27 protein-coding genes, 7 tRNA genes and 2 other annotated features are annotated in these 26,371 nt (G+C 30.7%); all 34 genes read right to left on the reverse strand.

Annotation, left to right across the window (positions count from 1 at the left end):
- Positions 1–21 precede the first annotated feature (21 nt).
- The 34 genes from glyA to BO51_RS05305 all read right to left on the reverse strand — a co-directional run bounded on the left by glyA (position 22) and on the right by BO51_RS05305 (position 26,370).
- Positions 22–1,254, reverse strand: coding sequence for a serine hydroxymethyltransferase (gene glyA, locus BO51_RS05140; protein WP_496484620.1), 1,233 nt, complete (start codon positions 1,252–1,254; stop codon positions 22–24).
- A 48-nt stretch (positions 1,255–1,302) separates the two neighbouring features.
- Positions 1,303–1,563 carry a metal-sensitive transcriptional regulator gene (locus BO51_RS05145; protein ID WP_496484621.1) on the reverse strand — a complete coding sequence of 87 codons (261 nt, stop codon included), beginning with the start codon at positions 1,561–1,563 and terminating at the stop codon, positions 1,303–1,305.
- Positions 1,564–1,574: 11 nt separating this feature from the next.
- Positions 1,575–1,997 (reverse strand): SoxR reducing system RseC family protein, encoded by a 423-nt coding sequence (locus tag BO51_RS05150; RefSeq protein WP_496484623.1) that lies wholly within the window; start codon positions 1,995–1,997, stop codon positions 1,575–1,577.
- Between the two features lie 22 nt (positions 1,998–2,019).
- Positions 2,020–2,733 carry a tRNA threonylcarbamoyladenosine dehydratase gene (locus tag BO51_RS05155; RefSeq protein ID WP_496484624.1) on the reverse strand — a complete coding sequence of 238 codons (714 nt, stop codon included), beginning with the start codon at positions 2,731–2,733 and terminating at the stop codon, positions 2,020–2,022.
- On the reverse strand, positions 2,717–4,501 hold the full coding sequence (gene aspS / locus BO51_RS05160; RefSeq protein ID WP_496484665.1) for an aspartate--tRNA ligase: 1,785 nt from the start codon (positions 4,499–4,501) through the stop codon (positions 2,717–2,719). Before aspS ends, BO51_RS05155 begins: the two co-directional genes overlap by 17 nt.
- 39 nt (positions 4,502–4,540) lie before the next feature.
- Positions 4,541–4,727, reverse strand: a binding site (T-box leader).
- A 65-nt stretch (positions 4,728–4,792) separates the two neighbouring features.
- Complete coding sequence (gene hemZ / locus BO51_RS05165) at positions 4,793–6,244, reverse strand: coproporphyrinogen dehydrogenase HemZ (protein WP_496484625.1); 1,452 nt, start codon at positions 6,242–6,244, stop codon at positions 4,793–4,795.
- A 22-nt stretch (positions 6,245–6,266) separates the two neighbouring features.
- Positions 6,267–6,902, reverse strand: coding sequence for an MBL fold metallo-hydrolase (locus BO51_RS05170; RefSeq protein ID WP_496484626.1), 636 nt, complete (start codon positions 6,900–6,902; stop codon positions 6,267–6,269).
- A gap of 11 nt (positions 6,903–6,913) precedes the next feature.
- A complete protein-coding gene (gene dtd / locus BO51_RS05175; RefSeq protein WP_496484627.1) occupies positions 6,914–7,363 on the reverse strand; it encodes a D-aminoacyl-tRNA deacylase in 450 nt (149 codons plus the stop codon).
- A gap of 11 nt (positions 7,364–7,374) precedes the next feature.
- Complete coding sequence (locus BO51_RS05180; RefSeq protein WP_496484628.1) at positions 7,375–9,537, reverse strand: RelA/SpoT family protein; 2,163 nt, start codon at positions 9,535–9,537, stop codon at positions 7,375–7,377.
- A gap of 21 nt (positions 9,538–9,558) precedes the next feature.
- Positions 9,559–11,316 (reverse strand): single-stranded-DNA-specific exonuclease RecJ, encoded by a 1,758-nt coding sequence (gene recJ / locus BO51_RS05185; RefSeq protein WP_496484629.1) that lies wholly within the window; start codon positions 11,314–11,316, stop codon positions 9,559–9,561.
- A 78-nt stretch (positions 11,317–11,394) separates the two neighbouring features.
- The gene (locus tag BO51_RS05190; protein WP_496484630.1) at positions 11,395–11,724 is read right to left on the reverse strand and encodes a LapA family protein; all 330 of its coding nucleotides are present in this window, start codon (positions 11,722–11,724) and stop codon (positions 11,395–11,397) included.
- 13 nt (positions 11,725–11,737) lie between these two features.
- Positions 11,738–12,598, reverse strand: a complete 861-nt coding sequence (gene secF, locus BO51_RS05195; RefSeq protein WP_496484631.1) for a protein translocase subunit SecF — start codon at positions 12,596–12,598, stop codon at positions 11,738–11,740.
- A 5-nt stretch (positions 12,599–12,603) separates the two neighbouring features.
- A complete protein-coding gene (gene secD / locus BO51_RS05200) occupies positions 12,604–13,875 on the reverse strand; it encodes a protein translocase subunit SecD (RefSeq protein ID WP_496484633.1) in 1,272 nt (423 codons plus the stop codon).
- 14 nt (positions 13,876–13,889) lie between these two features.
- A complete protein-coding gene (gene scfB / locus BO51_RS05205; protein WP_496484635.1) occupies positions 13,890–15,239 on the reverse strand; it encodes a thioether cross-link-forming SCIFF peptide maturase in 1,350 nt (449 codons plus the stop codon).
- A 41-nt stretch (positions 15,240–15,280) separates the two neighbouring features.
- Positions 15,281–15,436, reverse strand: coding sequence for a six-cysteine ranthipeptide SCIFF (gene scfA, locus BO51_RS05210; RefSeq protein ID WP_496484637.1), 156 nt, complete (start codon positions 15,434–15,436; stop codon positions 15,281–15,283).
- A 110-nt stretch (positions 15,437–15,546) separates the two neighbouring features.
- A complete protein-coding gene (gene yajC, locus BO51_RS05215; protein WP_496484639.1) occupies positions 15,547–15,885 on the reverse strand; it encodes a preprotein translocase subunit YajC in 339 nt (112 codons plus the stop codon).
- Positions 15,886–15,936: 51 nt separating this feature from the next.
- Positions 15,937–17,058 carry a tRNA guanosine(34) transglycosylase Tgt gene (gene tgt, locus BO51_RS05220; protein ID WP_496484641.1) on the reverse strand — a complete coding sequence of 374 codons (1,122 nt, stop codon included), beginning with the start codon at positions 17,056–17,058 and terminating at the stop codon, positions 15,937–15,939.
- Positions 17,059–17,067: 9 nt separating this feature from the next.
- A complete protein-coding gene (gene queA / locus BO51_RS05225) occupies positions 17,068–18,090 on the reverse strand; it encodes a tRNA preQ1(34) S-adenosylmethionine ribosyltransferase-isomerase QueA (protein ID WP_496484643.1) in 1,023 nt (340 codons plus the stop codon).
- 17 nt (positions 18,091–18,107) lie between these two features.
- Positions 18,108–19,445 (reverse strand): SpoIID/LytB domain-containing protein, encoded by a 1,338-nt coding sequence (locus tag BO51_RS05230; RefSeq protein ID WP_496484645.1) that lies wholly within the window; start codon positions 19,443–19,445, stop codon positions 18,108–18,110.
- An 11-nt stretch (positions 19,446–19,456) separates the two neighbouring features.
- Positions 19,457–20,464, reverse strand: coding sequence for a Holliday junction branch migration DNA helicase RuvB (gene ruvB / locus BO51_RS05235; protein WP_496484647.1), 1,008 nt, complete (start codon positions 20,462–20,464; stop codon positions 19,457–19,459).
- Positions 20,465–20,472: 8 nt separating this feature from the next.
- Positions 20,473–21,066: a Holliday junction branch migration protein RuvA gene (gene ruvA / locus BO51_RS05240; protein ID WP_496484649.1), complete on the reverse strand. Its 594-nt coding sequence runs from the start codon at positions 21,064–21,066 to the stop codon at positions 20,473–20,475.
- Between the two features lie 14 nt (positions 21,067–21,080).
- Complete coding sequence (ruvC, locus tag BO51_RS05245) at positions 21,081–21,575, reverse strand: crossover junction endodeoxyribonuclease RuvC (RefSeq protein WP_496484651.1); 495 nt, start codon at positions 21,573–21,575, stop codon at positions 21,081–21,083.
- Between the two features lie 95 nt (positions 21,576–21,670).
- On the reverse strand, positions 21,671–22,303 hold the full coding sequence (locus BO51_RS05250) for a CBS domain-containing protein (RefSeq protein ID WP_496484653.1): 633 nt from the start codon (positions 22,301–22,303) through the stop codon (positions 21,671–21,673).
- A gap of 19 nt (positions 22,304–22,322) precedes the next feature.
- The gene (locus tag BO51_RS05255; protein WP_496484655.1) at positions 22,323–23,057 is read right to left on the reverse strand and encodes a hypothetical protein; all 735 of its coding nucleotides are present in this window, start codon (positions 23,055–23,057) and stop codon (positions 22,323–22,325) included.
- Positions 23,058–23,162: 105 nt separating this feature from the next.
- Positions 23,163–24,149, reverse strand: coding sequence for an aspartate--ammonia ligase (gene asnA / locus BO51_RS05260; RefSeq protein ID WP_496484657.1), 987 nt, complete (start codon positions 24,147–24,149; stop codon positions 23,163–23,165).
- Between the two features lie 47 nt (positions 24,150–24,196).
- Positions 24,197–24,437: a binding site (T-box leader), on the reverse strand.
- Positions 24,438–24,444: 7 nt separating this feature from the next.
- Positions 24,445–25,065 (reverse strand): zinc dependent phospholipase C family protein, encoded by a 621-nt coding sequence (locus BO51_RS05265; protein WP_496484659.1) that lies wholly within the window; start codon positions 25,063–25,065, stop codon positions 24,445–24,447.
- Between the two features lie 89 nt (positions 25,066–25,154).
- Positions 25,155–25,691, reverse strand: coding sequence for a macro domain-containing protein (locus BO51_RS05270; RefSeq protein ID WP_496484661.1), 537 nt, complete (start codon positions 25,689–25,691; stop codon positions 25,155–25,157).
- Between the two features lie 21 nt (positions 25,692–25,712).
- Positions 25,713–25,789, reverse strand: a tRNA-Arg gene (locus BO51_RS05275).
- Between the two features lie 44 nt (positions 25,790–25,833).
- Positions 25,834–25,908, reverse strand: a tRNA-Gly gene (locus BO51_RS05280).
- 22 nt (positions 25,909–25,930) lie between these two features.
- Positions 25,931–26,016: transfer RNA gene (locus BO51_RS05285), tRNA-Tyr, on the reverse strand.
- A gap of 8 nt (positions 26,017–26,024) precedes the next feature.
- Positions 26,025–26,100 (reverse strand) — tRNA-Thr (locus BO51_RS05290).
- A 6-nt stretch (positions 26,101–26,106) separates the two neighbouring features.
- Positions 26,107–26,183 (reverse strand) — tRNA-Asp (locus tag BO51_RS05295).
- A 13-nt stretch (positions 26,184–26,196) separates the two neighbouring features.
- A tRNA-Val gene (locus tag BO51_RS05300) sits at positions 26,197–26,272 on the reverse strand.
- 23 nt (positions 26,273–26,295) lie between these two features.
- Positions 26,296–26,370 (reverse strand) — tRNA-Glu (locus BO51_RS05305).
- Position 26,371 lies beyond the last annotated feature (1 nt).

Consider the following 26,371-nt stretch of genomic DNA (forward strand, 5'->3'; position numbering starts at 1 on the left):
TACATTAAATGTAGGCAATTTTTATCTATACAAAGGGAACCTATCGCAAAGATCATAAACTCTATTTTTGATCTTTTCTGGATCAGATTTATTCTCTAAAGTATCGCTAATCAGTTCTGCAATTTCATACATTTCTGTTTCTTTCATACCTCGAGTTGTCATTGCAGCTGTGCCGATCCTAATACCACTAGTTATAAAAGGACTTTCAGGATCAAATGGTATTGTATTTTTGTTTGTAGCAATACCAATATCATTTAGCATTTTTTCGGCTACTTTACCATTTAAGTTCTTATTTCTTACATCTATTAAGATTAAATGGTTATCTGTCCCGCCAGAAACCAATCTATAATTTTTCTCAATAAGTGCTTCTGCTAATGCTTTAGCATTTTTAACTACCTGTTTTTGATAATCTTTGAAATCATCTTGTAAAGCTTCTCCAAACGCAACAGCTTTAGCGGCTATAACATGCATTAGTGGCCCACCTTGTATACCAGGGAAAATTGCTTTATCAATTAATTTAGCGTATTCAGCTTTGCATAAAATTGCGCCTGCTCTTGGGCCTCTTAAAGTTTTATGTGTTGTAGTAGTTACAAAATCAGCATATGGTACTGGGTTTTGATGTAATCCTGCTGCTACTAAACCAGCAATGTGAGCCATATCAACCATTAAATACGCCCCAACTTCATCCGCAATTTCTTTAAATTTCTTGAAGTCAATTTCTCTAGGATATGCACTTGCTCCAGCAACGATTAATTTTGGTTTTTCTTTGATAGCTATTTCTCTAACTTCATCATAGTCTATTCTTTCAGTATTCTTATCTACTCCATATGCTGCAAAGTTAAAATAGACACCTGATATATTTACCGGGCTACCATGTGTTAAATGACCACCTTGCGATAAATTCATACCCAACACCTTATCGCCAGGTTTTAACAAAGCAAAATATACCCCTAAATTTGCATTTGAGCCTGAATGTGGTTGAACATTAGCATGATCTGCGTTAAAAAGCTTTTTCATTCTTTCTATGGCTAATACTTCTACTTTATCAACAACTTCACATCCGCCATAATATCTCTTGCTTGGATAACCTTCAGCATATTTATTCGTCAATTGACTTCCCATCGCTTCTAGTACAGCACTAGACACAAAATTCTCAGAAGCAATCAATTCGATATGCTTATTTTGCCTGTTTATTTCCTCCTCGATAATACTCATTACTTCTGGATCAGATTTTTTTAAATTCTCAAAATTCATTTTATTCTCCTTTCACAAAATTATATTTATTAGCCATATGGCTTAAAATCAATTTTGTTTTGTATATTTGAGCATAACATCGATTAATTTTGCAATCTCTTCTGGTGAAGTTGATTGATCTTGGTTTAAGCAGTTCTTTAAATAGTTCTCAAGTATTATACCACTTACATTATTTAAAGCACTTCTTGCTGCTGATATTTGAATTAGTATATCGCCACAGTATTTGCCATCTTCAACCATTTTTTGAATTCCCTTAATTTGACCTTCTACTTTCTTTAATCGAAGAATCACCGCATCTTTATCAGACAAAAGATTACCTCCTAGATTTTTTTGCTTATTTTTAATATGTTATCATTGTTCTTAAAATATTTATTATCTATAAGTTTTAATATTAAATAAGAAACGCCTAAAAAGAACATGCCTAAGATAAAGCTAAATATATCGGCATCATACAAATTGTAAGTTAATGCAACATAATAACCTAAAATCATGCCTATTATTAGAAATGCAAAAGGTATTGCATATACAATTAAAGTATATTTTAGTATGTTCTTGCTTTCAGTGCTTAACAATACTTTATCTCCAGGTTGTGCATTAATAGTGTCTTTTAAAATAACAATATGCTTACTCGATTCTGAAGAATTTCCACATGCTTTACAATCTCCACAAGCAGCATTTCTCTGAACTTCTAATTCAACCATTCCATTATCTAGCTTTTTGGTGACTACAGCTATTTCTTCCATTTTATTACCTCCTACACAAGAATTAGCTATTCATTATATCCTTTATTACTTCTGAAGTGATTATCATGCCTACTACTGGAGGAACATATGACATACTTCCTGGTATTGCCTTTCTTTTGTCATTATCTCCAAGATTTACTTTAAGTGGCATCTCATCAGAATATACAACTTTTAATTCATCGATGTTTTTCTTTTTAAGTTCCTGTCTCATTGTTTTTGCCAATGGACATACTTTAGTATTGAAAATATCATCTACCTTAAATCTAGTTGGGTCTAACTTATTGCCAGCACCCATAGCACTAATTATATTAATGCCGAGTGTTTTAGCTTTTTCTATTAAACAAATTTTTGATGAAATCATATCTATTGCATCTATGATGTAATTGTATTTATTCAGTTCGAAAAAATCTATATTATCAGCACTAACTTTATCTTGGTAAATCTCAATATTCAAACTAGGATTTATTTCTAAAAGTCTATCTTTCATAACTGATACTTTTGGTAAACCTATAGTTTTAGTTGTAGCATGTACTTGTCTATTTATATTAGTTATATCTATTATATCATAATCAACAAGTGTTATGTTTCCCAATCCAGCTCTTACTAAAGATTCTGCAGAATAAGAACCTACGCCTCCAATTCCAAATATGATTACATTGCTATCTTGAATTTTCTTGAAATTATGATCTCCAATCATACTTATTGTTCTTTCAAATGGGTTACTCATTCTTGACATCAACTCTAATGTGCGCCTCTTCTAATTGCTTATTAGATACTGTTGAAGGAGCGTTGGTAAGTAGGCAAGTGGCTGATTGAGTTTTGGGAAATGCAATAACATCCCTTATATTATCGCTGTCAGTAAAAAGCATAGTTAATCGATCAAATCCATATGCTATACCTCCGTGTGGTGGTGTCCCATATTTAAATGCATCAATTAAAAACCCAAATTTGTCATAAGCTTCTTCTTCAGAAAATCCTAAGGCTTTAAACATTCGCTTTTGCAAATCAGCATTATTAATTCTTATGCTGCCTCCGCCTATTTCATCGCCATTTATTACTATATCATATGCTTTTGCTCGAACTTTTTCAGGTTGAGTTTCAAGTAAATCTATATCTTCATCCATAGGATGAGTAAATGGATGATGTTTCGCAACATATCGATTTTCTTCTTCACTATACTCAAATAGAGGGAATTCTACTATCCACACTAAAGAGAACTCATTTTCATTAATTATGTTTAGTTTCTTAGCGACTTCATTTCTTAAGTTCCCAAGACTATCATATACTACTGATTCTTTATCAGCAACTATTAATATTAAATCTCCGACTCGAGCATTAAAGCTCTTTAGTGCTTCATCCAATTCTTCATTAGAAAGGAATTTAGATATTGGTGAAGTAACTCCTTCCTCAGTAACTTTTATCCAAGCTAAACCTTTTGCATTGTATGTTTTACAATATTCTTCTAAATTTTGAATATCTTTTCTAGTAAATTTATCTGAATAGCCATTTACATTTATCCCTTTGACTTTTCCACCATTTTTAATTGCATCTGAAAATACTTTAAAATTGCTATTCCTAACTTTATCTGTAATATCAACAATTTCAAAGCCAAATCTCAAATCGGGTTTATCCACTCCGAATCTCTCCATAGATTCTTTATAAGTCATTCGCTTAATTGGTAATTCAATATCTACATTTTTAAATTTCTTAAATATTCGTTTTAGTAATAATTCATTTACCTCGATAACATCGTCAATGTCGACAAAACTCATTTCCATATCAATTTGAGTAAATTCTGGCTGCCTGTTTGCTCTTAAATCTTCATCTCTAAAGCACTTAACTATTTGATAATATCTGTCAAAACCAGATACCATTAGTAATTGTTTCATAAGTTGTGGAGATTGAGGAAGAGCATAAAATTTACCAGGATTTACTCTACTTGGCACTAGATAATCCCTTGCACCCTCAGGTGTTGGTTTAGTCAACATTGGAGTTTCTATCTCAATAAAATTATACTCATACAGAAAATCCCTTACTTCTTTTGCTAATTTCGCTCTAGTTATTAAATTATTTTGCATTGAAGGTTTTCTTAAATCGAGGTATCTGTATTTTAGCCTCATTGTTTCACTTACATTATCATCATCTTTAATATAGATTGGTGGGGTAGAAGCTGTATCAAGAATTTTCAAATCCTTAGCTAATACTTCAATTTCTCCAGTTGGTATATTTGGATTTATTGATTCTCTCTTTCTCACTGTCCCTCTAATAGCTATTACAAATTCTGGACGTAATAGCTCAGCTTTCTCTAATGCTTCAATAGGTGCAAATTCATCAAATACGATCTGTACTATTCCAGTTATATCTCTTAAATCTACAAAATGTATACCTCCAAGATTTCTTTCTCTTTGAACCCAACCCATTAAAACTACATCTTCATCGATGTTCGACAAAGATAATTTACCACACATATGAGTTCTTCTCAAATTACCCATTGACTCCATAATTATCCTCCTTTACAAAATAAAAACTCTCATCTCTGAATATTCAGGGACGAGAGATTTTCTCGCGGTGCCACCCTAATTAGGTTACCTCACTTAATCTAATAACGCAATATGCGAGTAGTTAACTACTTTCTCATAGGTGTCTTCATAAGATGTAGGTACCGATTCTCATCATACATCGGCTCTCTGAAACCTTATTCAAATTACTATTCCTATTCTACGAATAATATTTAATTATTTTAATTATAATTTATCTTTGCAATGCTGTCAACAACATACTAATATTAAATCACATCATTTTAAAGCATCTAGTTTATTAGATATAGTTTCGTAAAATCTCTCAAAATATAAATTCATGTCTTTTGGATTTGCAATTCTTTTTATGCTATCATTTTGCTTGTTATATATTTTAGTTGTTGCACCCATTCCACAACCAATAATAGTTTCCTTTTCTTCCATCATGGAAATATTATATATACATGGATTATGTTCTCTTGAGAAACCTATATTCTCTAAATTTCCCACCATCATTTTTTGCCTGTACAAATAATATGGCACTAATGAATTAGCAGTTGCAAATTTTATGCATTCATTTTGCATGTTTTCGATCATGTTTGAAGTTGTCAAATAGTATTCATTATTGTTTTTAAGTGCTGAACCTTTCTTATATGATAAAGTATGAACTGTAAGGTTATCAGGATTTAATGGCTTTATCTTTTCCAAAGTAGCTTTAACATCTTCAAGATTTTCACCTGGCAATCCAATTATCAGGTCCATGTTAACAGTTTTTATTCCTACTTCTTTAGCTTCAATATAAGTTCTTATTATGTCATCAGACGAATGATTTCTTGAAATCATCTTTAAAGTTCTGTCATTCATCGTTTGAGGGTTAATGCTTATCCTATCTACTCCGTATTTATACAAAATTGACAATTTCTCATAATCAATGGTATCTGGTCTACCAGCTTCAACAGTTAGTTCTTTTATATTCGGATAGAGTTTTTTCACATTGTATAGAATTTTTTCTATTAATTCTATTGGAAGGCTTGTGGGTGTACCTCCCCCAATGTATATTGTATTTGACTCCCAGCCTTTCATAGAATCATTCACTGCTTTAATCTCTTCTATTAATTTATCTGTGTAATCATTAATTATATTCTCATGTCTATCAAGTGGCAAAGATGGAAAGGAACAATAACTGCATCTTGAAGTACAAAAAGGAATATGAATATAAAGACTATAATTATTAGCTTTTATTTCGTTGATTATGCTTTGTTGTGAAATAGCTATATCCAATGCCATCTTAGCTTTTGGTTTAGATATATAATATTGATTTGTCAGTATATCTTCTATGGATTCTTTATTTATCCCTAACTGCAATAAATATGATGGTATTTTAACAGGTTTTATGCCTGTCAATATGCCCCATGGCAAATCAATATGTGTTAAAGTGTTTAATAGTGCGTATAATGCTCTTTTTGCTGTAATTTTTTTAGTAGTATTTGCATCCCTATATATTTTTGTCTCTGAAATATCTATGCATTTTCTTTCTTTTAATTCCCCATTAGCAAAAGCACTTGCACAAAATATGTTGCCATTTAATGTAATTTTAATTAAATAGCTATAATTATTTAACTCATTTACACTATTAATACACTGTATTTCCTCAAGTGGATAGAAAGATTTAACTAATTCATACAATTCTATATAATTAATATCATTATCTTTACAAAAAATACTTATCATTTTTTCTCCTATTGCTTGATTGTTAATTATTTATGTGTTTTTTAATATATGGATTTTTTACTTTTTCGTCTTTAATCGTAGTAGATGGTCCATGACCTGGCAAAACAACTGTATCATCAGGTAAAATTGAAATTTTATTAATTAAACTGTTTATGATATCATCATAATTCCCACCATATAAGTCTGTTCTTCCAATCGAACTTTTAAACAATGTATCTCCTGAAATTAAATATTTATCAAAAAATAAACATATTCCTCCTCTAGTGTGTCCAGGAGTATGAATTACCCTCAAATTTTTATCGCCTAACCAGATAATATCGTTATCTTTTAAGACTTTATCTGCTTTTATAGATATTGGACCATAAGACATTGATTTAGATAAATTTAAGCCTGGATCCATCAACATTTGATAATCATCTTCGTGCACTAAAACAGGTATATTAAATTTCTCTTTCAGTTCTTTCACAGCACCAATGTGATCACCATGTGCATGAGTTAAAACTATATATTTGGGTAATAAATTCTTGCTATTTATTTTATTTATTATAATATCGCTATCTGAACTTGGATCAACTATTAAGCATTCTTTACTAATGTCATCATAAACTATATATGTGTTCACTCCATATATTCCAGTTTGCAATGTTATTACATTCATTTAATCACCTCTTAAAATAATTTTGTGCTATCTATCAAAATTGTAACTGGCCCTTCATTCTTATATTCGACTACCATGTCTGCTCCATAAATACCAGTTTGTACATTAATACCACTTTGTTTTAGTTTTTTAATAAATTTATCATAGATTTCTTTTCCTAGTTCAAAAGGAGCAGATTGGATAAAACTAGGTCTTTTACCCTTTCTAACATCTCCATACAAAGTAAATTGTGAAACCACTAAAATTTCTCCTGCTATATCTTCAACAGATAAATTCATTTTACCTGCTTCGTCTTCAAATATTCTTAATCCTTTTATTTTATCAATCATGTAATCTAAATCTTTTTCAGTGTCACTATGAGTTATAGCGATGTATACTAATAGACCATAATCAATTTTACCCACTGTCATATTATCAACTATAACTCTTGCATCTTTAACTTTTTGCACTACTGCTCTCAAAATTCAACCTCCTATGCTGTTACTCTGTATACTTCTTGAACATTTTTAATTCTCTTGAGTTTTTTAATTAGCTCATTTAATTCGTCCTTATTTTTTATTTCGAGTACAATTCGGATAGCAACTGTCTTATCTTTAGATTTTTTAGCATTTAGAGATAATAAACCAGCGTCTAATTCATTTAACTTTGTAGTAATATCTGCTAACAATCCTTCTCGGTCACTAGCTTTTACTTTTATTTCTGCTTGATAAGAAGTCGACCTTTCAGTATCCCAATACACATCTATTAATCTTTCTTTTTCATTCATTATTGATTTTAAATTTGGACAGTCAGTACGATGTATAGAAACGCCTCTTCCCTTAGTGATGAACCCTATTATGTCATCTCCAGGCAGTGGATTGCAGCATTTTGCAAATTTAATTTTTATATTATCTACACCTTCAAGTTTTACCCCTTGACTAGATTTCTTTTTTGATTTATTTTCAGTTTTTTGTATTTTTTGCTCAATTAAATCCATTTCATTTGGCTTAAAAATATCGCCATGCTGATCTTTTAATTTATTTATCACTTGATTTACTGTAATGTTACCATAACCTATAGATGCGTAGAGATCTTCAACCGAAACTATACTCATCTTGTTAGCGACAGATTTTAGCCAATCTTCTTTTAGTACTTCCTGCGGTTTATAGCCGAGCCTCTTTACTTCCTTTTCTAACATTTCTTTGCCTTTTTCAATATTAGTATCTCTTTCCTTATACTTAAAATATTGTTTTATTTTGTTTTTTGCTTGAGTACTCTTGACTATATTTAGCCAGTCCCTACTTGGACCAGCACTGTTTGGACTAGTTATTATCTCTACTATGTTCCCATTTTGCAATTTGTAATTAAGTGGTACTATTCTGTTGTCTACTTTTGCGCCAACACATTTATTCCCAACATCTGTGTGGACTCTATAAGCAAAATCAATTGGCGTTGACCCTTCAGGTAAATTGATTACATCACCTTTTGGAGTAAATACAAACACTTCATCCGTGAAGAAATCAATCTTCAATGTATCCATAAAATCTTTTGGATCACTCAAATCTGTTTGCCACTCAAGCAACTGTCTAAGCCATGTCAATTTTTCATCAAAATTTGAACTTTTGCTATAACCTTCTTTATACTTCCAGTGAGCTGCTATACCATATTCAGCTGTCCTATGCATTTCGTAAGTTCGTATTTGAACTTCAAATATTTCGCCTTTATAACCAATTACAGTTGTATGAAGGGATTGGTACATATTAGGTTTTGGCATAGCTATATAATCCTTAAATCTACCTGGCAATGGCTTCCAAAGCGTATGAACTATACCAAGTGCCCCATAACAATCTTTAACTGTGTCAACTAATATTCTTATTGCTGTTAAATCATATATCTCTTCGAAAGCCTTACCTTGGTACATCATCTTTTTATAAATGCTATAAAAGTTTTTTGGCCTCCCACTTATTTCACACTTAATATTTACTTCATTTAGTTTTTCATACAAAACATCAATTACTTCTTCAATATAAGCTTCTCTTTCTCTTCTCTTCTTTGATACTTTATCAACGAGGTCATAGTAATTTTCTGGATCCAGATACCTTAATGACAGATCCTCTAATTCCCATTTGAGTTTTGACATACCTAATCTATGAGCTATAGGGGCATAAATTTCAAGAGTTTCTAAGGCTTTTTCTTTTTTCTTTTTTTCAGTCATATATTCTAATGTTCGCATGTTGTGAAGTCTATCTGCAAGTTTAATAATTATTACTCTTATATCCTTTGCCATTGCAATGACCATTTTTCTTAGATTCTCAGCTTGATTTTCTTGCTTGGTCTTATATTCGAGTTTTTTAAGTTTAGTTACTCCTTCAACTAAATCTGCAACTTCTTCACCAAATTCTTCCTTTATATCATCATAGGTATAATCTGTATCTTCTATGACATCATGTAATAATCCAGCGGCTATCGTGGCTGTGTCCATGTTCAAATCAGCAAGTATCATAGCTACCTGAAATGGATGGATAAAATACTTTTCCCCAGAATTTCTTACTTGCCCTTGATGAGCAGCTTCAGCAAAATTATATGCTCTTATTATCAACTCCAAATCAGCTTGTGGATTGTATTGTTCAATTTTTAATAATAAATTTTCTAACATAATATCACCTTTTCATAGGTTTCAAATAAATCTATAATTTTTGATTATCAATTGTAGCTGTGCTATTCCATTATATACATTTAATTCTGGATAGTATATTATATCTATTTTACAACTATTTTCTTTCCCTAACAATATTTTTTCTAATGTGTTATCTTTATAAAATAATTTCAATCCATTTGAAAATTCATCTAATTTTTGGAACAGTATTAGGTTGTTGTAAATTTTTCCATTACATTCAGCTACAAATTTTAATACATTCTCATTCTTACCTAAAACATTAAGTTTTAGAATGTCAATGTTTTTAGCCCCAAACAGAGGTTTAGGATTGCCTGTACCGAAAGGTTCTAATAGCTCAATTTCTTTAATTAATCTTTCGTCAATGGTACTTAATGGCAACGGCATATCGATGTAAATTTTATTCATTATATCTTCTTGTGTTAATTCAGATAAACTATTTAGCTTGTGCCTTAGATCTTCAATATATGATTTTTCCAAGGAAAGTCCTGCTGCCATAGGATGTCCGCCGAAATTAAGAAGAATATCTTTACATTTATATAATTCATTGTATATATTATATTCATCTATTGAGCGAGCAGATCCCTTTACACTATTCTTCGATTTAGTTAGAATTATTGTGGGCTTATTATATTTTTCTTTAACCCTACCCGCTACAATACCAGCAATACTTTCATGTATATTAGGTTCATAAACAACAAGCACTTTGTCGTCCATGTAATTATTTTCAATTATCTCAAAAACGCTATTGGCCCCAGTCTCTGTCATTTCTTTTCTCTCTTGATTTAAACTAATCAGTTTTTCTGATATTTCATCTATTTTATCAGCTTCATCAGTTGTAAATAACTCTAAAGCTAGTAGTGCGCTTTCAAGTCTTCCAGATGCGTTTAGTATTGGACCAATAATAAAACCAATATGATATGTGCTTATTTTCTTATCCATTAAACCCACTTTTACCAATAGTGTTTTTAATCCATTATTAGCTGTATTTTTTAATCTATTTAATCCTTCAGCAACAAAAACTCTATTTTCACCTCTTATATCCACAACGTCACAAATGGTCGCAAGTGCGACAAATTCAATATAATTAGTATTGTAATTTGGTATATTATATATTTTTTGTAGATTTCTTGCTATTTTATAAGCTATACCAGCTCCGCAAATGCTTTTATTCGGATATTTGCATGAATATTTATGAGGATTTATTACAGCATCAGCTAAATTAAATATTGTGTTGTCACTATTATTTTTATCACTAGCTATATCATGATGATCAGTAATTATATAAGTCATGTCCATGTTTTTAGCAATTTCTAATGCCTCAAGTTGAGAAATTCCATTATCGCAAGTAATAATTGTATCCACACCTTGAGCTTTTGCCTCGAGAACAATGTTCTTGTTAATACCGTATCCATCATTTATTCTATGAGGTATATAATAATCAACATCTGCACCAATTTTTTTCAAGCAATCATACAGTATATATACCGAAGTGATTCCATCAACATCATAATCACCAATTATTCTAATTTTTTTGTTTTGAGATATTTTTACTTTGATTAAATTTATAGCTATTTTAAAATCACTCATTAATTCTTCATCATACTGATATTCTATATTAGGATATAAAAATTTATATATGATGTCATCATCAATTATATCTCGATTTATTAAAAGCTTAGCGAGAATTTTAGATATATTAAACTTATTTGATATCTTCTCAACATTTCCCTTTTTATTCCTTATATACCACTTTTCCAATCTTTTCACTCCAAAAAAAGAATTTAGATAATATTATCTAAATTCTAACATTTATTCCTTATAAAAACTAGTCTCATATTAATTACTGTTATTCTCATCTTTTAAATACAATAGTTTTATCTGTTCTTCTTTTTCAGTTACAGTTCTTTCAAGACTTTCAATATTCTTATTTAAATCATCAATTTTTGAATTTTGCTGTTTTATAACCTTTTTCAATTTCATTTCTCTAAACCAACTAAAAATCGAAGTAATTGCTACCCCTAATAATACACAAACAAATATTACTATTGCTTCAGAAATCTCAATTTGTGTAAAAATCAAATCGATAGTTACAATTGCGTTATTATTAATGGCAAATATAATCACTACTATTGACAAAATTAATGTGATAATTAAACTTTTTTGCATAATAACACCTCCATTAATTAGATCTAGCTTTCACTTCCATTTTATACCATATAGGACTTGCAATAAATAAAGTCGAATAAGTCCCTGCTATCATGCCGAAAATCAGTGGCAAAGCTAATTCTTTTACTGCATCCACACCAAAAATATAAAGGCTTAGTACAGCAACTAAAGTTGTTAGTGTTGTATATAAAGTCCTTCTCAGAGTAGCTTTAATACTTTTATTCACAAGAGCATCTAGTTTCATCTTTTTGTTTAAGTGCAGCTCTTCCCTTATTCTATCAAATATTACTATTGTGTCATTAATAGAATATCCTAAAATTGTCAAAATAGCAGCAATAAATGCACTATTTACCGGTATATTTAATATCAAATAAAGTGATGTCATTATTAAGCAATCATGTATTAAAGCTATAATAGCTGCCACTCCAAAATTAAATTGAAATCTAATGGATATATAGATTAGCATGCAAATTATTGCTACCAATATCGAAATAATAGCTCTTTTGAATATTTCACTTCCCATGCTCGGACCGAATTTCTCAGTTTGATAGCTGTTATCGCTTAATCCGTATTGGCTTCTAAAGTCATTTATCAAGGAATTAATATCATTATTGCTTAAATCTTTGTTGCTCTTAATAATTATAGTATCTTTATTTTCTCCTTCATGAATTATTGATGCATTTTCGTCATACTTATTGATTGTTTGTTTTACATCTTCAGTAGAAGTATATTGATTTAGGTTGAGAGTAATTATTGTACCCCCAGTAAAATCTATTCCGAGATTAAAACCTCTGGTAAAAAACATTCCAATACCAACTAAAATTATTGCAATTGATATTGAATATGCTATCTTTTTATATTTTAGTACATCCATGCTAACTATACCTCCTTCACGCCATATAACCAAGGATTTTTATTGCCGGTAATATCTACAATAAGCTTTAAAACATATTTAGTAAATAAAACTGCTGTTATCATTGATGCAACAATACCGATAATTAATGTTACGCCAAATCCCTTAATAGGACCTAAACCAAAGAAATATAAGACAATTCCAGCAATCAAGGTTGTTATATTTGAATCCAAGATTGACCTTAGTGCTCTATTAAATCCTGCCATAACTGATACTCTTATCGTTTTTCCTGATTTTATTTCTTCTTTTATTCTTTCAAATATAATAACATTGGCATCAACAGCCATTCCTATTGATAAAACAAGTCCGGCAATCCCAGGTAATGTAAATTTAGCATGGATTAAAACCATAAAATATAAAACAATTAGTGTATATAATACTAGCCCTAGAGATGCAACAAAGCCTGGTAGCTTGTATATAACAATCATAATTAGAAAAATTATTAACAATGCTATACCTGCTGCAAAAATACTCTTTTCAAATGCTTCTAACCCAAGGGAAGGTCCAATTATTGATGTTTGAAGTTCTTTCATTGTCAATGGTAATGCACCTGCTCTTATCAGTGTTGCCAAATTGTTTGCTTCCTCAAATGTAAAATCCCCATCTATGATTGGTTTCCCATTGTCAATTGGCTCAGCTACTGCAGGTGCAGATATTACCTTCCCATCCAAAACGATGTAAACAATTTTATCAGTTCGAGTAGATCTAGTAGATAACTCTTTAGTTAAATCATAGAATATTTTAGTCCCTTCATCATCCATCTCAATAGAAACTACTGGTTTATTTCCTCCTAATTGATCATTTTTATAAACAACTTTAGCATCTACAATATTTTTGCCTGTCAGTACAACTTCCTTATTTGGATTAAGAAATTCAAGTTGAGCAGTTTTCCCTATTAAATCTATAGCTTGCTGTGGGTCTTTTATCCCTGCTAGCTCAATTCTAATTCGATTATTACCTTCTATCATAATATTAGGTTCAGACACACCAAGCCCGTCTACTCTTTGCATAATAATTGACTTTGTTTGCTCCATAAGCTTGTTAAGTTCTTCACCTTTTTTATCAGTTTGAGCTTCTAGTACTACATATATTCCACCATTTAAATCAAGCCCCAATTCTAAAGAGTCTTTAACATTGTTTATTGAAATATTACCTATATTTAATCCAAATACAGCGATGCATGAAAGTAAAATAATAATCAGCACTATACTTATCAAAATTATTAGACTTTTTTTCATTTTATCCTCCATCTCTACTCGTTAGCCAAAATTGATATTGCACATTCAAGCCTTTTCTTTTCCATTCTGCAGCTTAATTCATGAGGTTCTAAAATATTATTATTAGAATAATATGCATTTGCATGGCAGCCACCGCTACAATAAAACTTTGCCCAACATGTTTTACATTTTTCTTTAGTATTTACATTTGCCTGCTTAAACTTATCTCTTAATTTTGTATTAGTAATGCCTGTTTGTAAAGTTCCTAGCTTGAATTCTTCTTCTCCTACAAATTGATGGCAAGGGAAAATATCTCCTTCTGGGGTTACAGCTATGTACTCGCTTCCCGCACCGCACCCAACTGATTTTTTAACCGCACATGGTCCTTGATTCAAGTCAATCATAAAATGAAAAAACAAAAATTCAGGATCATTCTTTCTTAACTCCATGTATTCTCTAGAGAACTCTTCATATTCTTTTAAAATAGTCTCAATATGCTCTTCCCTAATTGCGTAATCTTCTTTAGGATCAGTAACAACGGGTTCGATTGAGATATTCTTAAATCCATTTTTATAGTATTCTAAGCAATCTTTTGAAAAATCAAGGTTCTTAGATGTAAAAGTACCCCTTACATAATAATCTTTGTCTTTTCTACGTTCTATCATTTCTTTTATCTTTGGTACAATTACATCGTAGCTACCACCATCATTTAATGTCATTCTCATATAATCATTAACAGATTTTCTTCCATCTAGACTCAAAACAACATTATCCATGTTTTCATTAATGAAATTCATGTTCTCATCATTAAGTAATAGCGCATTTGTCGTTATAGTAAACCTAAAATGTTTGTTTGACTTTTTCTCTAATTTTCTCCCATAGGCTACCAAATCTTTAACTACGTCAAAGTTCATTAAAGGCTCTCCACCAAAAAAGTCAACTTCTAAATTTTTTCTATTACCTGAGTTTTCAACTAAAAAATCCAATGCCCTCATACCAGTTTCCAAATCCATTAGTTGCCTTTGACCTTTGAAATTTCCTTGAGATGCAAAACAATACCTACACTTTAAATTACAGTCATGAGCAACATGTAGACACATTGCCTTTATGACATTTTCTTTATTATATTCAAAGTTTGTGTTTAAATCATTAGAAAAAATCAAATCTTCATTTTCTAGCAACTCTATTTCTTTATAAGCATTTAATATCATATCTCTAGGATATTCATTAGCTAATATATCAATTATTTCATCAATTTCATGATCTAAATAATAGTCTAATATATCATAAACGATCTTATCAACTACATGTACAGATCCACTATTAATATCTAATACAATATATTTTTCATTTAAATAAAATTTATGAATATTGCCTTTACTCATACTAACACCTCATTCATTAAATAAAAAGTAGTGGCTTTCCACTACTTTTTATTTACCTTCTTATTTTCGCATTTTTGATTACCTACAGTGCATGATGTTTTGCATGCTGATTGACAAGAAGTTTGGCATTCACCACAACCACCATATGCTAAACTTTCCTTTAAATTTTTATTAGTTAATGTCTTTATGTATTCCATAGTATTTTCCTCCTTGTTTGATTTAAGTAAAATGATTATATCACATTTGATTAAACACTTAAAGATAAATCCTCGAAAAAGAAAACTCCCATTGGAAGTTTTCTTTTAGATTAATTATCTTCTTTTACTTCATTCACTTCTTCATTTTTTACTTCTGCTTGTTTTGAAGAAGAATCATTTACTGGTCTGGACTTAACAACAGATCCTATTGCCCATTTTGCAAAATCCATTTTAGTTTTTGAAGGTCCTACTTCTAATGTAACATAGTCGTCTTTGACTTTAACTACCTTTCCGTATAAACCTCCAATTGTTACAATCTCATCACCAATTTTTAAACTATCCCTCATCTCTTTAACTTCTTTTTCTTTTTTCTTCTGAGGTCTGATAGCTAAAAAATAAAAAACTGCTAGAAACGCTATCGGTAATATTAATGCTTGCAATGCTTCCACTTTATCACTCCTTTTCATATATATTATACAATAAAAGTTAAAAAAGCTCTACTATTCTTTAGTGTAACCATAATTTTTATAAAAAAATTTTTTAAATTCATAGAAATTATCATCTTTAATAGATTGTCTTATATCTTTCATTAAATTCAAAAGAAAATACAAATTATGAATTGTTGTCAATCTCAATCCCAGTATTTCATTAACATTAAATAGATGTCTTATATATGCTCTAGAATAATTTTTACAAGTATAACAATCACATTCTGGATCTAATGGAGTAAAATCATCTGCATACTTAGCATTTTTAATAATAATTCTTCCTTTACTAGTCATAGCAGTACCATTTCTTGCAATTCTAGTAGGTAATACACAATCTGCCATGTCGATTCCTCTTTCCACCGCTTCGAAAAGAAAATCAGGGCTTCCTACACCCATCAAATATCTTGGCTTGTCTTTGGGCAAGAATGGAGTTGTATATTCAAGAATATCGCACATTATATCCATAGGCTCTCCAACACTTAATCCTCCCACAGCATATCCACTAAAATCCATATCTACTAGACTTTGTGCGCTCTCCTTCCTTAAGTCTTTAAATACTCCTCCCTGGACTATACCAAAAAGACCTTGTGAATCCCAATTATGATGGTGGTCTTTGCATCGCTTAGCCCATCTTGTTGTCCTTTCCATGGATTCTTTAGTGTACTCGTATTCAGAAGGATATGCAACACATTCATCAAAGCACATCATTATGTCAGAGCCTAGTGAATTTTGTATATCAATTGATATCTCGGGACTAATAAAATGCTTTGATCCATCTATATGTGATCTGAACTCCACACCTTCTTCATGAATTCTTCTCAAATCAGTTAAACTAAAAACCTGAAAACCACCGCTATCTGTTAATATTGGTCTATCCCAATTCATAAATTTATGCAATCCACCAGCTTTTTCAATTAATTTGTGGCCAGGTCTTAGGTATAAGTGATATGTGTTTGATAATATTATCTGCGCACCTAAATATTTTAATTCATCTGGCGTCATAGCTTTTACAGTTGCTCTAGTTCCTACTGGCATAAATATTGGCGTTTCAATAATTCCATGAGGTGTTTCCAGTTTGCCTAGTCTAGCCATACATTCTTTAGATTCTTTTAATAACTCAAACCTTATAGACATTTTCCCCTCCTATTTGATGAACATTGCATCTCCAAAACTAAAAAATCTATATTTTTCTTCTATTGCAACCTGATATGCTCTCATAATTAAATCCTTATTTGCAAATGCACAAATCAGCATCAATAATGTAGATTCTGGTAAGTGAAAATTAGTAATCAGTTCATCAACAATCTTAAATTTATAGCCAGGATAAATAAATATATCAGTCCATCCTGATTGTGCCTTGACATATCCACTATCATCGGCTACTGTTTCTAATGTTCTCAAAGATGTTGTCCCCACAGATACAATCTTTCCACCATTTGCTTTAGATTCATTTATTTTTTTAGCACATTCTTCGTTTATCTCATAATACTCAGAATGCATTTTATGTTCTTCAACATTTTGAACTTTAACTGGTCTAAATGTGCCGAGGCCAACGTGAAGAGTTAAATATGCAATATTTACACCTTTATTCTCAATATCTTTTAAAAGTGCATTATCAAAATGCAATCCTGCAGTTGGAGCTGCAGCTGAACCAACATTCTTTGAGTAGACTGTTTGATACCTTTCTTTTTCTTTTAACTTATGTGTGATATATGGAGGCAGTGGCATTTCTCCGAGTTCATCTAGCACCTCTTCGAAAACCCCTTTATAGAAAAATTCAATTACTCGAATTCCATCATCGGTTATTTGCTGAACTCTTCCTTTTAAAATATCACCAAATTCGATTAAAGTGTTTTCTTTCATTTTTTTCCCTGGTTTTACTAAACATTCCCATGTATTGTTTGATGTGCGTTTTAGCAATAGCACTTCTATTTTTTCTGCTTTTTCTGGCCTATGTCCAAATAATCGAGCAGGAATTACCTTGGTGTCATTTAATACTAAGCAATCCCCGGGGTTTAGCTCATCCACAATATCAGTAAATTTCTTATTACTTATCTCTTCTGTTTCTCTATTTACTATCATAAGTCTTGAACTTGTTCTATCTTCTAAAGGAACTTGAGCAATTAGTTCTTTAGGTAAATCATAATAAAAATCTTCTGTTTTCAATATATCCAGTCTCCAATCTATTGCATGATATTAATATCTTTATAATAAAATCGTAATATTTGATCAAAACTATATCCTTCTTTTGCCATTTCAATTGCTCCATATTGGCTCATCCCTACACCATGCCCATAGCCTTTTCCCACAAAAGAAAATGAAGCTACTTGAGTGTCTATATTTATATCTGATTGACCCTTATCGTCCAATATATTGATTGATGAATTATCAACACTCTTTATTCCATCTTTAGTTATTATAGATACAGTACCTGATGATATATCTATTTCTTCTATTCCATTTTTTGATAAAGATGATTTCAGAATTCTACTTGTATCATATTTTTTTTCGATAGAAAATAATGTACTCTTAAAATTAGAATTTCCCATAATTGATCTAAATTTGTCTCCACTTAGCAATACGGTTTTATCTGAGGCAATCACTTTTATGGTTTTTACACGACCTGATTCTGTTCTATCTAAAATTTGTATGTCAATTAAGTCTTGAATATTTATGTTGTCCTTTCTTAAATTATTTACTATAACTGAGTTTGTAAATGTTATATTCCAGTTGCTGTTAGGAGCATTTAGTGAGAACGGATCTTTTACAGCGACTAAATATGGTGTTTTATTTCCCCATACATTTTCACTACTTTCAGTGTAACCTCCAGAAGAAGAATGGAATACAGCATCAATTATTTTATCATTATATTTTAATACAATACCCTTTGTAACATTAACTGCTATGTTTGTATTTTCTTTCTCAGCACTATATCCTCCATATACTTGGCAATGAGTAGAATCACATAAATTGTATCCATCTTTGATATGTCTACTTAAATTATTTAATGCATAACTCCTTGCAGCAATAGCTTGGGCCTTTAATGCCTCTATCGGAGAAGAAGAAGGTATTTCTCGTGGGACAACACCATATAAATACTCTTCTAATAGTAAATGATTTACTATATAGTAGGAATTATTGTTCATTATAATCTTTATACTTCCTCTATAGCTTTTATTGTTAATTGAAATAACATCTGTGCCCTTATCAATAGTAGTTATTTCAAAATTATCTGTGTATTTTATATCAGATATTTTATTGTTATTTAAATCAAATATTGAATAATATTCTGGAGAAATTAAAGATATATTTAGTGCTTTTTCATTAGATGTATAACTATTGATGGAATTATTTATAACAAAGCCACTAGTTGAACTAATGCTTATCGTACTATTTAAAGCAATATTATCCCCTATTTTTACGTCTATATATTGTTCGTTTTCTGCTAAAGATTCAGTATTAATAAAAAATAGTGCAAATAAAATGCAAACTGTAAACAATCTTATATATTTTAATTTCATTTTAAGCACCTTCATCCTTCATACTTTATATTAAAATGTTCGTAAGCTTTCTTACTTGCCACTCTTCCCCTAGGAGTACGATTGATAAATCCAATTTGTATTAAATATGGTTCATATACATCTTCAATTGTTACTTTTTCTTCTCCTGTCGCTGCAGATAGAGTGTCTATACCTACTGGTCCCCCACCAAAATTGTGTATTATAGAAAGTAATATTTTCCTATCTATATTATCTAAGCCAAGTTCATCTATTTCTAATAAGTCTAAGCCTTTCTTTGCACTCTCAAGTGTTATAATTCCATTTTCTACTACTTGAGTGTAGTCTCTCACTCTTTTTAATAACCTATTAGCAATTCTCGGAGTACCTCTAGAGCGACGAGCAATTTCTATTGCTCCTTCTTTCTCTATTTCAATATTTAGTATTTTTGCAGATCTATTAATTATATCAGTCAAACTGTTGATATCATATAATTCTAAGTTTAATAATACACCAAATCTATCCCTTAATGGCGAAGTTAATAATCCTGATCTTGTTGTCGCACCAATGAGCGTAAATCTTGATAAATCTAATCTTACTGATCTGGCAGATGGTCCTTTCCCAATAATTATATCCAGAGCGTAATCTTCCATAGCCGGGTACAGAATTTCTTCAACAGTTCTGTTGATTCTATGTATTTCATCAATAAAAAGTACGTCGTCATCTGACAAATTTGTAAGAATGCTTGCTAAATCACCCGCTCTTTCAATCGCAGGTCCTGAAGTTACTCTTATATTTACTCCCATTTCATTTGCAATTATATTTGCTAATGTAGTTTTACCTAAGCCAGGTGGGCCAACAAGTAAAACATGGTCTAAAGCCTCATTTCTTCCTTTTGCAGCTTGTATAAATATGTCTAACTTATTTTTAACTTTATCCTGACCTATATACTCATTAAGCCATTTTGGTCTTAATGTAACATCTGAATCAAAATCTTCAAGCAAACTATTTCGAGCAATTATTCTGTTTAAATTTTCATCCATATTATCACCTAATTAGCTAGCTTTCTTAGCACAAGTTTAATGATTTCTTCAATTTCTAAATCCTCTACATTTATTTGTGCCAAAGCATTTCTCACCTCATATTTATTGTAACCCAAAGTCACACATGCTTCTGTCACTTCTTCTAAAATCGAATTAATGTTATTTGATTTACTTTCAACGTCAACTATATCTATGGAATTTTCATCAATTTTATCTTTTAGTTCTAAAACAATTCTTTCTGCTGTTTTTTTACCTACACCAGAGCATTTGCATAGTAAAGTTATATCGTTCGATAAAATTGCCATTTTGAGCTTTGAAGAGCTAAGGCATGATAATATTGCACATGCTAATTTAGGACCAACTTTAGAAACTGTGATTAACAATTTAAATGTTTCAATTTCTTCAACTGAGTCGAAACCATATAATGAAATCCCATCTTCTCGTATAGCAATGTGCGTATATAACAATATATCCTTAACTTCAGGTTTTATATTTGATATGGTGTTCATTGATGTCATTATCCTATAGCCTATACCATTATTTTCTATTACAACATACTCATCTCCTATTTGAATAATAGTGCCTTTTATGTATTCAAGCAAATGCCTTCACCTCTTCATTTCATCAAAAATAAATCTTTAAATTTCAAACTGCTGCCATGACATATGGCAACTGCTAATGCGTCAGCTACGTCATCTGGTTTTGGAATTTCATTTAAATTTAGCAGAGTTTTAACCATATATTGCACTTGCTTTTTATCAGCCCTACCATATCCAACTACAGACTGTTTTATTTGCAGTGGTGTATATTCGTATATATTTAAACCATTTCTAACTGCACTTAAAATTTCTACGCCTCTAGCATGCCCAACTGTAATTGCAGTTTTAACATTTTTGTTGAAGAATAATTCTTCAACAGCCATATCATGAGGTTTGAAGTATCGAATAATATTATTTAATTCTTCGAAAATCAAATCTAATCTGTTAGGCATTGATAAAGTTGATGGTGTTAATATAGGCCCATAATCAATAGCTCTGTATTTATTAGCAACACACTCTATTATACCATAGCCAACAGTTGCAATTCCAGGATCGATACCAATTATTATCATATAAAACTCCTTACAATTATAATCTACCATCTATTTTATCATAAGTCTATGAAAATTACTAAGAAAAATCCCCTCTAATTATGAGGGGATGTAAATTATTCACCAAATTCTCCAATCTTAAAACCTTCTCTTTCTAATTTTGACACCAATTCATCAATATTATCAGTATCAACTCTCAATACAACCTTTATAATTCCCATGACTTTTGTATCTAACAATGTTAGATTCATTATGTTGATGTTTTCCTTTTTCAAAATTTCTGTTAATCTAGCAAGTTGTCCAGGAATGTCAAACATATGAACTACAAGTCTTTGCCCCATTTCTAATCCAAATATCTCTGAAAAAGCTTTAAAAATTGCAGCATGAGTTAAAATGCCAAGATAATTATTTTTATCATCTACAACTGCTAAGAAAGGTGTTCTTCTACTATTTAATAAGTAAGAAGCTCTTTCAATAGGCTCGTTTTCATTAATAGTTTTTAAATCTTTATTGTATACATCCTTAACTTTGCAATTATTTAGAAAGTCTTCCTTGTTAACAAAATCTTCTTCGAAATATTTTCTATAAATTGCTTCTTTCATAAGTATACCTAAAATCCTATTGTCATTTACTACCGGTAAAGATAGAAAATCTTTGCTGTTAATCTTTTCAAGAGCTTCCTTAACGCTCTCTTCTGGATTCAAACAAGTTAAGTCACTTAATTTAATCATATGATTCCTGACGTACATACAAATCCTCCCTTATATCTTATTTATAGCGTTTCAAGACCCTGTCGTTCAACCCATTCCAATATGCATCTTTAAACAGCCTATTGGAATTTTTCTTTATTATAATAACAACTTCTTCATAAATTGATTTTAAGTCATTGTCAGATAAAATTTCTAGATTATCATTGATCATCAAAGATTTAGTATTGCATTTTATCGTAAGCTGACTATCTAAGTGATTGTTTAAATTCATTATTTTGGGTTCAATTATCTTATTGCAATAGTAAACAATCAAATCATCTAAATACTTATAATAGTCATCTGTCTCTTTTAAATACAAGAATAATTCTTCTTTAAAATCATTTATTGTTTGATTGTTAAGATCAAATTGAAATAAGTATTTTCTATGGTATAAGGTATTGATATCATAGACTTCAACTGCCTTTTTCTCCAGTAAATTAGCATTTTTTATATCGGCAAAGCCCTTCTTGTAGCCATCTAAATATAAAAGAAGCTCTAATCTATTTATATCTTCATGTATTAACTCACCTAAATTAGAAGCTATTAAAGCGTTCCCCTCTCTATCCTTTAAGAATTTAGATATATAATTCTTAATACATTGAATAGTAACATATTTGGGATAAATATTTCTAATATTGTCTTCAATGTCATAAAGATTTATTAAAATGTGAATGCTATTTAAGTCATTTTCATATAAAAAATTTCTTTTTAAGCCTTCATAAATATTTACATAAGTATTTTCATTTACTGCCATTAAAAGCACTCACCCTTCATATGAATATAGAGTAAGTTTATTATACTACAAAAATTACAAATTAGCTTATACTTTTTAGCAATATTTATTACAATCTTTTAATATTTATAGTAAAAATATATCATTCTCTTTACATTTTTGTAACTCATCATCTGGCCAAACAGAAGCTTGCACTTGTCCTATGTGCTTGGTTTGTAAAAAAAACATGCAAATTCTCGATTGTCCTATCCCACCCCCAATAGTAAATGGCAATTCGTCTTTTAGTATCAACTGATGATATTCATACTTTTCCCTATAAGCACAATCTGTAATTGCCAGCTGTCTTTTTAAACTGTACTTGTCCACTCTAATACCCATACTCGACAACTCTATTCCCTCATTTATTGCTGGACTATAAAATATAATATCTCCATTCAAATTCCAATCATCATAATCTGGCGATCTAAGGTCATGTGGCTTTCCAGATTTTAGTTTGTCACCTATTTTGTAAATAAATACAGCTTTCTTTTCTTTTGCGATTATATTTTCTCTATCTTTTGGTGAATAGTTAGGGTAAAGATTTTCAAGTGTTTGACTATCTACAAAATATATATCTTCTGGCAGAATTAATTTTGTATTGTTTGGGAATTTTTCGTTTAGAAAACTTTCAGTATCTTTGAAAACTCTATAAATCTTTTTTACTGTATCAAATAAATAATCTAAATTTCGATCTTCATACTTTATTATTTTTTCCCAGTCCCATTGATCTACATAGATAGAATGAGTTTTATCCACATATTCATCTGGTCTGATCGCATTCATATCAGTGTATATTCCTTCATAAGTTTCAAATCCATACCATTTCAAAGCCATGCGCTTCCATTTAGCTAAAGATTGTACTATTTCTAATTTTTCATTGTATTTTCTCATTTCAAACTCAACAGCTTTTTCACTACCAGATAAATTGTCATTTAAGCCTGTATCTGTTTTTACAAATAAAGGAGCAGACACTCGTGTTAAATTTAACACATTTGCAAGATCCATTTCAAAAAAATCTTTGATTAACTTAATTGCAATTTGTAGTTCTCTAGGTGTAAATCCATTAACTAACATTAAAATCACTCCTTAAAAATAATATAAAAAAAACGTCCTTCAAAAAATCAAAGGACGAATAAATTCGCGGTACCACCTTATTTAGCATAAGCTCACCTCATAAACATACAGATTACTCGATATGTCTAGCTTTTAACGGGCTAACCGTCTTAACCTACTAGTTATTTAAATTCGTTCGGAAAAGAATCTCAGGGGCGTTTTTCATATTGGTTTTAGTATTAGGATCTCACCATTCCTAATTCTCTTAAACTAAAATTTTAATATTACTCTTCCCATCATTGAGTATTTAAAATATTTAAATTTGAAAAGCTAAAGTTTCTTGACCTTCCAGCACTGATTCTCTGAGTGAGTCAATTATAAAGAAAGTTATTTTTTTATTTATAAAAGTAGCAAATTCTAAATCATTCCCAAAACTTGGTGTTTTGCTATATTCATCTATTACTTCATCAATATATTTCTTTATTATTTTCTTTGTATTATATAGATTTAAAGATTCCAAATCTATATCAGGTACATTGATCTTACTTTGAGATTGATTAAAATTATATGATTTTGCAAAATCATTGAGTTGGTTTTCATATTTTATATGTTTTACCATAGAATCTGAAAATGTCCATCTTTGAGCATGAGGATAACATACATAGTCTGTTAAATAATGAGAAATTATTCCTATTTTCTTACTTAAAGAAGCCACTCCTATGCTTTGTGGTACAATTGATATATCAACATATTTAGTAAAGAGTATTATCTTTAGAATTTCATTCGCAACAAAATTTATACTTTCATCTTTGTAATGTCTAATAAATTTATATTTTGGTAGATAATCTGGAGCTACACTGCCCCATGTTAATTTATTATTATCTAATAATATATCATATTTATCTTCAACTTCGTTACTAATAATATTTGCGATCATTTTATGTGTTTCAGCTAAAATATTAACACCTTCTTTTTATTCAATGTGTTAATAATAATATAAATAATATGATATGTCAACCATAAAAATTAAAAATTTGTATTTAAAGTAGAATTAAAATATGAATTATAAAATTCGTATTTTTCTTCATCAAATAAAACAAATCTAATCTCTTCTATGTTATTATTGTTAGCTGAAAAATCTTTTATTGATTTATAAATTATAGGTAAAGTTTCTTTAACTGGGTATCCATATACCCCAGTAGAAATAGCGCAAAAAGATATGGTCTTTAAAGAATAACTATCTGCAAGTTTTAAAGAATTTATATAGCAATTATACAGTAATAAAGGCTCTAATCCACCATGTTCACCATATATTGGTCCTACAGTGTGAATAATATATTTACACGGTAAATTCCCAGCTGTTGTAATTTTAGCATCACCAGTGGCGCAACCTCCATGCTTTTTACATTGCTCCAGTACGGATGATCCGGCCCTTTTATGTATAGCTCCATCGACTCCACCGCCGCCGAGCAAAGAATTATTAGCAGCATTAACAATTGCATCAACATTTTCATCAGTTATATCGCCAAGTTTGATAATTATTTCAATATTCTGTAACTTCATATTACAACAACCCCTTATAATTGGTGTACCCTGAGGGATTCGAACCCCCGACCCCTTGATTCGTAGTCAAGTACTCTATCCAACTGAGCTAAGGGTACATTTAAAAAAAAAGAAGAATTAAGATTCTTCTAATAATAAGAAATGGAGCGGAAGACGAGATTCGAACTCGCGACCCTCGCCTTGGCAAGGCGATGCTCTACCACTGAGCCACTCCCGCACATTAAGTAATTTACTTTTATTGGTGGAGGAGACTGGATTCGAACCAGTGAAAGCTGAGCTAACGGATTTACAGTCCGTCCCCTTTGGCCAACTCGGGAACTCCTCCTAAATCTTTGGAGCTGGCGAGAGGACTTGAACCCCCAACCTACTGATTACAAGTCAGTTGCTCTACCAATTGAGCTACGCCAGCGTGTTTTGGCGACCTGGAAGGGACTCGAACCCTCGACCTCCAGCGTGACAGGCTGGCATTCTAACCAGCTGAACTACCAGGCCACTGAATTTATTATGGTGGGCACAATAGGGCTCGAACCTATGACCCCCTGCTTGTAAGGCAGATGCTCTCCCAACTGAGCTATGCGCCCATAATCATTCTTTATATGAAATTTGGTGACCCTACCGGGATTCGAACCCGGGTTACCGCCGTGAAAGGGCGATGTCTTAACCGCTTGACCATAGGGCCA

The sequence above is a fragment of the Soehngenia saccharolytica DSM 12858 genome (genome assembly GCF_059568515.1).

Coding starts and splice junctions, on each gene's coding strand:
- glyA (WP_496484620.1), bottom strand. CDS start 1,254: ATGAATTTTGAGAATTTAAAAAAATCTGATCCAGAAGTAATGAGTATT.
- BO51_RS05150 (WP_496484623.1), bottom strand. CDS start 1,997: ATGGAAGAAATAGCTGTAGTCACCAAAAAGCTAGATAATGGAATGGTT.
- BO51_RS05155 (WP_496484624.1), bottom strand. CDS start 2,733: ATGTCAAGAATGAGTAACCCATTTGAAAGAACAATAAGTATGATTGGA.
- hemZ (WP_496484625.1), bottom strand. CDS start 6,244: ATGATAAGTATTTTTTGTAAAGATAATGATATTAATTATATAGAATTG.
- BO51_RS05170 (WP_496484626.1), bottom strand. CDS start 6,902: ATGAATGTAATAACATTGCAAACTGGAATATATGGAGTGAACACATAT.
- BO51_RS05180 (WP_496484628.1), bottom strand. CDS start 9,537: ATGTTAGAAAATTTATTATTAAAAATTGAACAATACAATCCACAAGCT.
- BO51_RS05190 (WP_496484630.1), bottom strand. CDS start 11,724: ATGCAAAAAAGTTTAATTATCACATTAATTTTGTCAATAGTAGTGATT.
- secF (WP_496484631.1), bottom strand. CDS start 12,598: ATGGATGTACTAAAATATAAAAAGATAGCATATTCAATATCAATTGCA.
- secD (WP_496484633.1), bottom strand. CDS start 13,875: ATGAAAAAAAGTCTAATAATTTTGATAAGTATAGTGCTGATTATTATT.
- scfB (WP_496484635.1), bottom strand. CDS start 15,239: ATGAGTAAAGGCAATATTCATAAATTTTATTTAAATGAAAAATATATT.
- scfA (WP_496484637.1), bottom strand. CDS start 15,436: ATGGAATACATAAAGACATTAACTAATAAAAATTTAAAGGAAAGTTTA.
- tgt (WP_496484641.1), bottom strand. CDS start 17,058: ATGTCTATAAGGTTTGAGTTATTAAAAGAATCTAAAGAATGTATGGCT.
- BO51_RS05230 (WP_496484645.1), bottom strand. CDS start 19,445: ATGAAATTAAAATATATAAGATTGTTTACAGTTTGCATTTTATTTGCA.
- ruvB (WP_496484647.1), bottom strand. CDS start 20,464: ATGGATGAAAATTTAAACAGAATAATTGCTCGAAATAGTTTGCTTGAA.
- ruvC (WP_496484651.1), bottom strand. CDS start 21,575: ATGATAATAATTGGTATCGATCCTGGAATTGCAACTGTTGGCTATGGT.
- BO51_RS05250 (WP_496484653.1), bottom strand. CDS start 22,303: ATGTACGTCAGGAATCATATGATTAAATTAAGTGACTTAACTTGTTTG.
- BO51_RS05255 (WP_496484655.1), bottom strand. CDS start 23,057: ATGGCAGTAAATGAAAATACTTATGTAAATATTTATGAAGGCTTAAAA.
- asnA (WP_496484657.1), bottom strand. CDS start 24,149: ATGTTAGTTAATGGATTTACACCTAGAGAACTACAAATTGCAATTAAG.
- BO51_RS05265 (WP_496484659.1), bottom strand. CDS start 25,065: ATGATCGCAAATATTATTAGTAACGAAGTTGAAGATAAATATGATATA.
- BO51_RS05270 (WP_496484661.1), bottom strand. CDS start 25,691: ATGAAGTTACAGAATATTGAAATAATTATCAAACTTGGCGATATAACT.